The sequence below is a fragment of the Bradyrhizobium sp. P2_E8 genome, assembly GCF_056403875.1.
Genome location: NZ_JBFUES010000142.1, coordinates 1 through 10,826, shown reverse-complemented (window position 1 = coordinate 10,826; position 10,826 = coordinate 1). Strand labels below are relative to the sequence as shown.

The following is a 10,826-nucleotide window of genomic DNA, read 5'->3' as shown; positions in this document are numbered from 1 at the left end:
ATCAACGTCCATGCGGCCGGCAACGACTTGGCTGCGTGTTTCCTATAGGGGAAACGGACCATGTTGGACCCCGCCCAGAGTCAGCAAACGCGAACCAAGGTCGCCGGCGCGTCGAGCCGGCTTGGATACATCCGGATCGGCACGATTTTGCCATCCATCATCACAGCGCTGGTGCTGCTGGGACTCGCCTCGGCTGGATTCATTGCCTACCAGGCGATCATCAAGAGGCAGGAATCCGAAGCATTCCTGAAGGTCAATCGATCCGCCCAGCTGCTGTTGCGCAGCGCGGGACATTGGGCGATTGAGCGAGGCATGACCAATGCGGCGCTGAAGTATCCCGATGCCGTGACCTCCGAGCGCCGTGCCGAAATCGAGAAAGCACGCGCGATCGCGGACGAAGCCTTTCGGGAAGCCCTGCTCGATATTCGTTCGATTCCCGAAATGGCGATGGAGCAAAGGCAGGTTGCTGACGCCGCGGCGAAGTTCGAGGCATTGCGCGTGTTGCGCGAGAAGGTCGATGCGGGCCTCTCGCGTCCGCGCGCCGAGCGCGCGCCCGATGTGGTAGACGGCTTCGTTCCGACGATTACCGACGTGATCGACGTTGCGAGCAACCGCTTGCGGCTGACGCTTGAAACCCTCACCAGTCCACCTGTGGCAAGGCTGGCGCAACTGATCGGCTTGCGGCACCTCGCAGCTCAGATGGCCGAGAACGCCGGAAGAGAGCGCGCCTTGCTGGCTGGGGCCGTCGGCGCGCACGCGAAGCTCGGCACTGAAGGCTTTCAACGTCTTTCCGCGCTCCGGGCGAAGGTGGAACTCGCGTGGGATACGATATTGCCGGTGCGGCTGCGCCCGGATCTGCCGGTGCAGATCGGGGACGCGATGGTCGAGGTCGAGAAGATCTATTTTGGGGTCTATGGTGAAACGCGCGTGATCACGCTCGCCGCGGGCGAAAGCGGAGATTACAAGATCACCGGCTCCGAGTACTTCGCGCGGGCCACTGCCGGCATCAATGCGGTGCTGAAGCTCGGTGAGGCCATTGGCGCCGCTGCCGGCAGTGAAGCCGCCATGCAGGCGGAAGCCAGCGCGCGTAATTTCATTCTTACGGGTCTGTTGCTTTGTGCCTCTCTGGCGCTCGCCGGCTTGAGCTTCTGGATCACCTTCTCGCGGATTCTCAATCCGCTTTCAGCTATTGCGGGCGCGATGGGCCGGCTCGCCAACGGCGACTTTGGCACCACGGTGCCCGGCACCGGCCGAGCCGATGAGGTCGGTGAGATGGCGCGTACGGTCGAAGTCTTCAAGCAGCACGGTCTCGAGGTCGAACGCATGCGCAGCGACCAGGCGGAGGTCGAGAAACGCGCCGCCACGCAGCGCAGGGCCGAAATGCACAAGCTCGCCGACGGCTTCGAAGTCGCGGTCGGCGAGATCGTCGATACCGTGTCCTCTGCCGCGACCGAACTCGAGGCCTCTGCCTCGACGCTGACCTCGACCGCTGAGCGCGGGCAAGGGCTCGCCACGATGGTCGCTGCAGCCTCCGAGGAGGCTTCCACCAACGTGCAGTCGGTGGCATCGGCGACCGAGGAATTGTCGTCCTCGATCACGGAGATCAGCCGGCAGGTGCAGGAATCCGCGCGTGTTGCAAGCGAGGCCGTCGGCCAGGCYCGCACCACGACCGAGCGTGTCAGCGAACTGTCCAAGGCCGCGACGCGGATCGGTGACGTGGTCGAGCTGATCAACACCATCGCGGGTCAGACCAACCTCCTGGCACTCAACGCCACGATCGAGGCGGCACGCGCCGGTGAGGCCGGCCGCGGCTTCGCCGTGGTGGCCTCCGAGGTCAAGGCGCTCGCCGAGCAGACCGCGAAGGCGACGGGCGAGATCGGCCAGCAGATCGCCAGTATCCAGACCGCGACGGAGTATTCGGTCGGCGCCATCAAGGACATCAGCGACACCATCGAGAAACTGTCGGAGATTTCCTCGACCATCGCCGCCGCCGTSGAGGAGCAGGGCGCAGCGACGCAGGAGATCTCCCGCAACGTGCAGCAGGCGGCGGAGGGCACCCATCAAGTGTCATCCAACATCACCGACGTGCAGCGCGGTGCGAGCGAGACTGGCTCGGCGTCCTCGCAAGTTCTGTCCGCTGCGCAGATGTTATCCGGTGACAGYAATCGCCTSAAGCTCGAGGTCGGCAAGTTCCTCGACACCGTGCGCGCCGCCTGACCAAAACCGCAGGGAGAGCCTTGCTCCCTGCGCAACTCTCGGAACGCATGAGCGGCGTCGATCACGATGAAAACTCCGTGTTTCTAYGGCAAACGTGGTTAAGGGATGCGGAATGGTTTTGGACGAAGTTCATGGGAATTCAGCCGCTTGAGCGGCAACGTCCATGAAGGGTTCCAGTCATGCATTTTCTCGGCCGCTTCCGCATCCTGAGCAAGATCCTCGGGATCGTCGTCCTGCTGTGCGGGATCGGTGCCGCGATCGCCTGGCTTGGCGTCTCCGCCCTCAGCGATCTCAGCGAAAAGGCCGGCGTGATGTCGACCGCGGCCAAGCGGGCCCTGCTCGCCGCGCGCGCCAACCAGAACGTCATCGCGCTGAACCGCGCTGAGTTCCGCAGTGCGCTCGATCCGCGTGACGACAATCGCCTGGCCGCGCGTGATGTCATCAACGCCCAGCTCAAGCAGTATCAGGAACGTTTCGACGAGGTCAGCCAGACCCCGGACGAGAAAGCCAAGACGCTGCTCCCGGGCGTGCGCGAGGCGTTCTCGGCCTACAAGAGCCAGATGGACACGACGCTTGCGGCCGTCGATGCCGAGAAGTCAGCGAAGCTAAGTGACAGCGCTGACAAGCTGCGCGACACCGCGATGAAGAGCAGGGCCGCTGCGGAGAACCTTCAAGGCAAGATGCGCGAACTCGCCGATCGGCTGAATGCGCGCGTCGAGGAGAAGAGCAAGGAAGCGCGCGAGCAGTATGAATCGACGTCACGCTTCTTGATCATCCTCGCAGGCCTCGGTGTCATCATCGGCGGCGCGTTGGGCTTCATCATCGGTCAGTACGGCATTGCGCGGCCGATCCGCATGATCGTCGGTGTGCTCCAGGAGCTTGCCGCCGGCCGCTATCAGGTCGATATCGCCGGCCTCGATCGCAAGGACGAGGTCGGCGAAGTCGCCAAGACCGCGGAAGTCTTCCGGGAGAACGGCCTTGCCAAGATCCGAATGGAAGCCGAGCAGAAGGAGATTGAGCAGCGCAGCGCGGCGCAGCGCCGCCAGGACATGCTCCGCCTTGCCGATCAGTTCGAAAGCGCCGTCGGCGAGGTGATCGAGACCGTCAGCTCGGCCTCGACCGAACTCGAGGCTTCCGCCACGACGCTGACCTCGACCGCCGAGCATGCGCAGCAGCTCGCGACCGTGGTCGCTTCAGCCTCCGAGGAAGCTTCCACCAACGTGCAGTCGGTGGCCTCAGCGACCGAGGAGCTGTCATCCTCGATCACCGAGATCAGCCGCCAGGTGCAGGAATCGGCGCGCGTCGCCAGCGAGGCGGTCGGCCAGGCCCGCACCACGACCGAGCGTGTCAGCGAACTGTCGAAGGCGGCAACGCGGATCGGCGATGTTGTCGAGCTGATCAACACGATCGCCGGCCAGACCAACCTTCTGGCGCTCAATGCCACGATCGAGGCTGCGCGTGCAGGTGAAGCCGGCCGTGGCTTCGCCGTCGTCGCTTCCGAAGTGAAGGCGCTTGCCGAGCAGACCGCCAAAGCGACCGGAGAGATCGGCCAGCAGATTTCCGGCATCCAGTCCGCTACCCAGGAATCGGTCGGCGCCATCAAGGACATCAGCGACACCATCGAACGGTTGTCGGAGATCTCCTCGGCGATCGCGGCCGCSGTSSAGGAGCAGGGCGCGGCGACGCAGGAAATTTCCCGCAACGTGCAGCAGGCGGCGGAGGGCACCCATCAGGTGTCGTCCAACATCACCGACGTGCAGCGCGGTGCGAGCGAGACCGGCTCGGCGTCCGCGCAGGTGCTCTCGGCGGCACAGTCGCTGTCCGGCGACAGCAATCGCCTGAAGCTCGAGGTCGGCAAATTCCTCACCACGGTGCGCGCCGCCTGAGGGCGCCCGTCCTCACCGGTCACCCGACGGCTGCAACCGCCGCGCGAGGACGCGCGGTGGTTCGCATGCGTTCGCGGCTGGCTGCGCGATCAGAAGAGTTCCACGGTTAACCTTCCGGAAAAGCGACGCAGGCATGATCTCCGCAATATTCCGCGCGCCCTGTCGCCCTCCCTGTATTGCGTATCAATCGTCTCGGAGCACATTCCATGAGTGGCCCTTCCATTCGCCTCACCCATAAGGTCATGGCGATCGGACTGTTCGGACTGTTGGGTCTCGTCGCCTTCGGCGCGATCTACGAGATCGGCAGCCTCTCGCAGGACGCATCCCGCGACATTGCCAACCGCGCACGTGCCATCGCCGACCTGAACAAGCAGCTCTCGATCGAGATGCTGGAGGCCCGTCGCAACGAGAAGAACTTCCAGCAGCGCCGGACCGAGAGCTACGCCAAGGCCCATGCGGAGCTGATCGGGCCGATCAACCGCGATTTCGACGAGGTGGAGCGGCTGATGGCGGCCGGCGGCATGAGTGCGCTGTCTGACCGGATGAAGCAGGCCCAGGACGGCTTCAAGCGTTACGCGTCGGATTTCGCGTCGCTGGTGGCTGCCGAGACCAGGCTCGGCCTGAACGAGACGCTCGGCCTGTCCGGCTCGCTTCGCGCCGCCGTGCACGACATCGAGGCCAAGCTGAAGGAGATCGACGATCCCAGGACGACGACCTGGATGCTGATGATGCGCCGGCACGAGAAGGACTTCATGCTGCGGCGCGACCCCAAATACCTAGCCGAGGTGAAGAAGGCCGCGGTTGAATTCTCCAAGGCGATAGAGGTCGTCGCAATCCCTGCGGCGGCGATGAACGACATCACGGCCAAGCTCCAGAAATACCAGTCCGAGTTCGCTGCCTGGGCCGAGACCGCACAACAAAGTGCGGCTCTCGACGCCGCCATGATGAAGACCTTCCGCGAAATCGAGCCTGTGATGGCCGAGGTGCGGACCACCGTCGATGCCATGTACAGGCAGGCTGACGCGGCCGAGGCGGCGACCCGCGAGGCCGTGCGCTTGTGGATGACCGTCGCCTTCGGCATCACCGTCGTCGTTCTCGCCGTGGTCGGCTTCCTGCTGGGACGCTCGATCTCGACGGCACTCGGTGCCATGGTCGGTGCGATGACCCGGCTTGCGCGCGGCGAGCTCTCGATTTCCGTTCCCGGCGTCGGCCGCAGGGACGAAATCGGTGAGATGGCCGGTGCGGTCGAGGTGTTCAGGACCAACATGACGGAGGCCGAGCGGCTGCGCGCCGAACAGGCCGAAGCGGACGCACGCGGGCGCGAACAGCGCAAGGCCGACATGCAGCGGCTCGCCGACAGGTTCGAAGGAGCAGTCGGCGAGATCATCGAGACCGTGTCGTCGGCGGCAACCGAGCTCGAGGCGTCCTCCAACACGCTGACGCGGGCCGCCGAGCGCGGCAACGGGCTTGCCAGCGCCGTGGCGGCGGCCTCCGAGGAGGCGTCCGCCAATGTGCAGTCGGTGTCCTCCGCGAGCGAGGAGATGACCTCCTCGATCTCCGAGATCAGCCGCCAGGTGCAGGAATCGGCGCGCGTCGCCGACGTGGCGGTCGGGCAGGCCCAGCGCACCAATGCGCGCGTCGGCGAGTTGACGAAGGCCGCCTCCCGCATCGGCGACGTGGTCGAGCTGATCAACACCATCGCCGCCCAGACCAACCTGCTGGCGCTGAACGCGACGATCGAGGCGGCGCGGGCGGGCGAAGCCGGCAAGGGCTTCGCGGTAGTCGCAACCGAAGTGAAGGCGCTCGCCGAGCAGACCGCGAAAGCCACGGGCGAGATCGGCCAGCACATCGGTGCGATCCAGGCCGCGACGKAGGACTCCGTCGGCGCGATCAAGGAGATCGGCGACACCATCGCGCGGATGTCGGAGATCTCGTCGACCATCGCGGCCGCGGTGGAGGAGCAGGGCGCCGCGACGCAGGAGATCTCCCGCAACATCCAGCACGCGGCGCAGGGTACCTCCGAAGTCTCGGCGAATATCGGCGACGTCCAGCGCGGCGCCGGCGAGACCGGAGCCGCCTCGGCGCAGGTGCATTCGGCCGCGCAGTCGCTGTCGCAGGAGAGCAACCGGCTGAAGGGCGAGGTCGCGCGCTTCCTGGAGTCGGTGCGGGCGGCGTGACGGCCTCGTTCGGGCGTTGCGATGCATCAACCGCGTCGCAGCACGGGATATCGGTGCGGGCGCAACAGATGGTTGCGGGAAAAWTAACGACGAGGCGGGGCGGTCCCGTAATTTTACGTAGGTTCCTGTTAACGCCTGCTTGCAATTATAGGTGCAATCTCACGGGATAAGAACCAGYCAGCATTGATGAACTGACTTCCGCCCCGTCGTCCGTCGCGACGATTGCGGCGCGGGTGATTCACGCGTTGCTAGGTATCATCGGGATTTGTCGTGATGTCGAAATTGTCGATCGTCTTCAAGCTTCTGGCCGTGTTGTCGGTCCTCGTGCTGTCACTCGCCGGCGTCGGCGTGACTGCGATAGGCACCATGCAGAACATCAATGCGCATACGGTCGAGATCGCGGAGAGCTGGCTGCCGAGCGTGCGCGCGCTCGGTTCGCTTCGCGCCGACATCAATGAGCTGCGCGTCGCGCTCCGTCTGCACCTGATGCAGGAAACCGCCGAAGGCAAGGACGCGGCCGAGAAGCGCCTCGCCTCGCTGCAGGAGCGCATCGAGAAGACGCGCAAGGTCTACGAGCCGCTGATCACCTCTGCCGAGGAGCGTTCGCTCTACGAGCAGTGGGCCAAGGCATGGGCCGAGTATCTGAACGGCGTGCAGGACGTGATGGCGCTGTCGCGCAAGAGCGTCGGCCGTTTCCCCACCGAGGCCAACGAGCTGTTGCAGACCAAGGTCGCGAAGATGGCGCAGGCGGCCGACCCGCTGCTCCAGAAGGGCATCGAGCTCAACAACCGCGGCGCCGAGCTGGAAACCAAGCAGGCGGCCGACAGCTACGCCACGATCTTCCGCGTGCTGGTCGGCATCATCGTCCTTTCGGTCGTGATCGCAATCTGCGCCGCCTATTATCTGGTGCGCGACGTCTCGCGTGGTATTGCCTCGATCATCAAGCCGATGCAGTCGCTCGGCGAGGGCGACCTTTCGGCCGAGGTGCCGCATCGCGGCGAGAAGACCGAGATCGGCTCGATGGCGGATGCGCTCCAGATCTTCAAGGAAGCGCTGATCGCCAAGAAGGCCGCCGACGAGGCTGCTGCGGCCGACGCCGAAGCCAAGATCGAGCGCGGCCGCCGTGTCGATGCCATTACCCGCAAGTTCGAAGCCATGATCGGCGAAGTCGTCGGCACCGTCTCCTCGGCCTCGACCGAGCTCGAGGCGTCGGCATCGACGCTGACGAGCACCGCGCGGCGCGGGCAGGAGCTCGCGACCGTGGTCGCGGCAGCCTCCGAGGAAGCCTCCACCAACGTCCAGGCCGTGGCCTCGGCCTCCGAGGAGCTGTCGTCCTCCATCACCGAGATCAGCCGCCGCGTGCAGGATTCGGCGCGGATGGCCGCTGAAGCCGTCGAGCAGGCGGCGCGGACCAACGAGCGCGTCAACGCGCTGTCGCAGGCCGCCTCCCGCATCGGCGACGTCGTCGAGCTCATCAACACGATCGCAGGCCAGACCAATTTGCTGGCGCTGAACGCGACCATCGAGGCGGCGCGCGCGGGCGAAGCCGGCCGCGGCTTCGCGGTCGTCGCTTCCGAGGTCAAGGCATTGGCCGAGCAGACCGCGAAGGCGACCGGCGAGATCGGGGCGCAGGTTTCGGGCATCCAGGCTGCAACGCAGGAATCCGTCAGCGCCATCCAGGAGATCGGCGGCACCATCGAGCGGCTGTCCGAAGTGTCCGCGGCGATTGCCGCCGCCGTCGAGGAGCAGGGCGCGGCCACGCAGGAGATCTCGCGCAACGTCCAGCAGGCCTCGGTCGGCACGCAGGAGGTCTCGGCGAACATCACCGACGTACAGCGCGGTGCGATCGAGACCGGCGAGGCTTCGTCCGAGGTGCTGTCGGCGGCGAAATCGCTGGCGACCGACAGCACGCGCCTCAAGGTCGAGGTCGCGCAGTTCCTGGATTCGGTCCGCGCGGCCTGATCTTCAACTTCCCGTCTGTGGAGCCGGCGGCGGGGCCTGCCGCCGGAACAGGATGCGCTGGTAGAGCCATCCGATGGCGACCAGCACGACGCCGAGGCAYATGAACGACAGCGCGCGGTAGACGCCTGTCAGCGTCGACATGTCGATGACGAAGGCCTTCAGGATCGTCAGCGCGATGACGGCGGCGGACGCAAGTCGCGCGCGCTCCGAGTTGACGAGGATGCCGACGCCGAGCAGCACCACGCCGAAGGCGAGCCAGCCGATCGAGTAGCTATATTGCTCGGCCCCCGTCGTCTCGCCGCTGGACAGGATCGGGCCGTGATAGAAGCGGCGGATCTCCAGCGTGACATAGGCGAGCGCGAACACGAGCGCGCCGCCCGCGATGGTGTTGGCATAGGCTTTGCCGCGCTCGCGGACCACCGCATAGGACAGCAACAGCATCAGCACCGCCGGCAGCGCATAGCCGAGCAGCAGCAGGTTGAATACGGCGCCGCCGACGTCGATGCGCCACAGCAGCGGGTTCTCCAGGATCAGCAGGCCGAATACGCTGACGAGCCCGCCGATCGCCGTCAGAACGACCGCGCCGACATTGTGCACGATGCTGCGGCTGCGCAGCCGCAGGCGTTCCAGCCCGATCGCCATGGCGAACGCGATGCAGACTTGCAGCGCGCATTCGAGCAGCAACGGCGCAGACGTCATCTGGCCTCCAGTCGCAAAGTGCCGGATCTCCATGAAGGCAAGCAGCGCAGTGAACAGGATCGCGGCGGCTTCCACCATGYGCAGCGGCGCATCGTCGCCGCGGCGGCGCAGGAAGATGCTCGCCGCCCAGAACGACGCCGCAGGCAGGCCGTAGCCCCACAGCAGCCAATTGAAGATAGGCGTCGTGCCGACGGCATCGCCGACGATGCGCGGATCATAGACGATGCGCGCGGTGACGATCGCGGCGAAAATGGCCGCGAGCCGACGCAGGACCGGGATCGGGCGCTGCAGCGAGATCCAGCCGGTGCCAAGCGACATCAGCGCCAGTGCAATCGTGAGCCAGCCCTTCTCCAGCGCGAAGGTCAGCGCCAGCGCCAGCGCGCCGAGCGTGCCGGTCGCGAACAGTGCAGTGGAGGTCGCACCCCCCGGTCGATCTTCACGGCGCGCGAGGGCTTCGGTGGCGGCGCCAAAGGCCGCGGCAAGCAGCACCGCGAGGATCGCGAACGGGATCGAGCGATCGAGATGGGCAATGCGCGCATAGAGCGCAACGAGGATCGCAATTGGGGTGGCGACACCCGCCGCCGACCACACCACCGGAATGATCACCGAACTGGAACGGCCCTGGGCGAGGAAGCCGGCGACGCCGAAGCCAGCGGCAAAGATCGCGGCCATCACCAGATGCAGCGTCACGGAGCTGTCGGTCGCGGCCGGTCCGATGCCGGAGATCGGGCCGCCCGGCAGCACCAGCATGTCCGGATTGGCGCGCACCGCCCACTCGGCGAAGACGATGAAGACGGTTGCAGCAGCCGCGCCGAGCGCGCCGGTCGCCGCCGGCGCGCGCCAGGCGACGAACAGCGTCGCGCCGACGAGAAGCGTGAACGCGATCAACGCAAGATCCGCATGCGCGCTCGACAGCACGATCAGCATGGCACCGAACAGATAGGCGCCGAGCGAGCTCGACGACACCGGCTCGATCTCGCCGTCCTCGATGGTCGGACCGAACATGAAGCCGCAGACGACGAGCAGCGCTGCAAGCACGAAGCCCGCGATGGCATGGAAGGCGTGCGGCGCGACCTGCACGTCACTGGTGTCCAGACCCGGGAAGATCCAGAGCACGGCGAAGGCGATCGTGGTCACCGCAAGCCAGCGCCACAGCCGGATGCGGGCAAGGCCGAAGCTCGCGGCGGTGACGATCGCAAGATAGATGTAGAGCGCCCAATAGTCCGGCTTGCCGCTGGAGACGAGGAGCGGGGTCACGAACGCACCGACCACGCCGAGGCCCGCAAGCGCGGGCCCGTGCAGCAGTGCGGCGGCAAGCGTACCGAGTGCGACGAGGCCGAGCAGCACGAAGGCGGTCGCGGGCACGAGGAAGCCGTAGAGCGCGTAGGCGGCATAGATGGTCGCGAACGCCACGGCTGTGCCGGCCGCGGTGAGGATCGCGGGAATGTTGGCGATCGGCAGCGCCGCGATGTTGGAGATGCTCTCCTTGCGCCGCGACCATTCGCCGGCGCCCAGCAGCGCCAGCGCGAACAGGCCGCCGAGGAACACGCGCACGCCGGGACCGACGAGGCCGGCCTCGATCGAATAACGCACCATGAAGAAGCCGCCGAGCGCGAGCGCAAGGCCGCCGATCCACACCACCCAGCGGGTGCCGAGCCGTTCCTCGAAGCCGGGCGCCGACGCCGGCGCAGGCAGCGGAGGCGGCGCATCGGCCCCGGTGTCCGCTTCGATCGGTGGCGGCGAAGCCTCTTCGGTGACGAGCGGCGGCGGCGCCTCGGCTTCGGGCGCAAGCGGCGGTGGCTCGKCCKGAGTTGTTACGGGTGCTTCAGCCTGCACCGGTGTGGTCATCAGCGGCGGCGGCTGCACCCGCCGTTGCGCGTAAACC

Annotated in this window: 5 protein-coding genes; 4 read left to right on the top strand and 1 reads right to left on the bottom strand. The window is 66.3% G+C overall.

The features are described from left to right. Positions 1–60: 60 nt before the first annotated feature. The 4 genes from AC1D00_RS10735 to AC1D00_RS10720 all read left to right on the top strand — a co-directional run bounded on the left by AC1D00_RS10735 (position 61) and on the right by AC1D00_RS10720 (position 8,242). Positions 61–2,217, top strand: a complete 2,157-nt coding sequence (locus AC1D00_RS10735) for a methyl-accepting chemotaxis protein (protein ID WP_477010655.1) — start codon at positions 61–63, stop codon at positions 2,215–2,217. A 179-nt stretch (positions 2,218–2,396) separates the two neighbouring features. Further along, positions 2,397–4,103, top strand: a complete 1,707-nt coding sequence (locus AC1D00_RS10730; RefSeq protein WP_477010654.1) for a methyl-accepting chemotaxis protein — start codon at positions 2,397–2,399, stop codon at positions 4,101–4,103. Positions 4,104–4,309: 206 nt separating this feature from the next. Beyond that, entirely contained in the window at positions 4,310–6,280 is a 1,971-nt protein-coding gene (locus tag AC1D00_RS10725; protein WP_477010653.1) for a methyl-accepting chemotaxis protein, read from the top strand. 273 nt (positions 6,281–6,553) lie between these two features. After that, positions 6,554–8,242 carry a methyl-accepting chemotaxis protein gene (locus AC1D00_RS10720; RefSeq protein ID WP_167771591.1) on the top strand — a complete coding sequence of 563 codons (1,689 nt, stop codon included), beginning with the start codon at positions 6,554–6,556 and terminating at the stop codon, positions 8,240–8,242. 3 nt (positions 8,243–8,245) lie between these two features. Here AC1D00_RS10720 and AC1D00_RS10715 read toward each other — a convergent pair. Further along, positions 8,246–10,826, bottom strand: a 2,581-nt coding sequence (locus tag AC1D00_RS10715) for a DUF2339 domain-containing protein (protein WP_477010652.1), incomplete at its 5' end; no start/stop codon positions are given.

Excerpts from the sequence above, each read along its gene's own strand:
- AC1D00_RS10720 (WP_167771591.1), top strand. The coding sequence starts at position 6,554 with ATGTCGAAATTGTCGATCGTCTTCAAGCTTCTGGCCGTGTTGTCGGTC.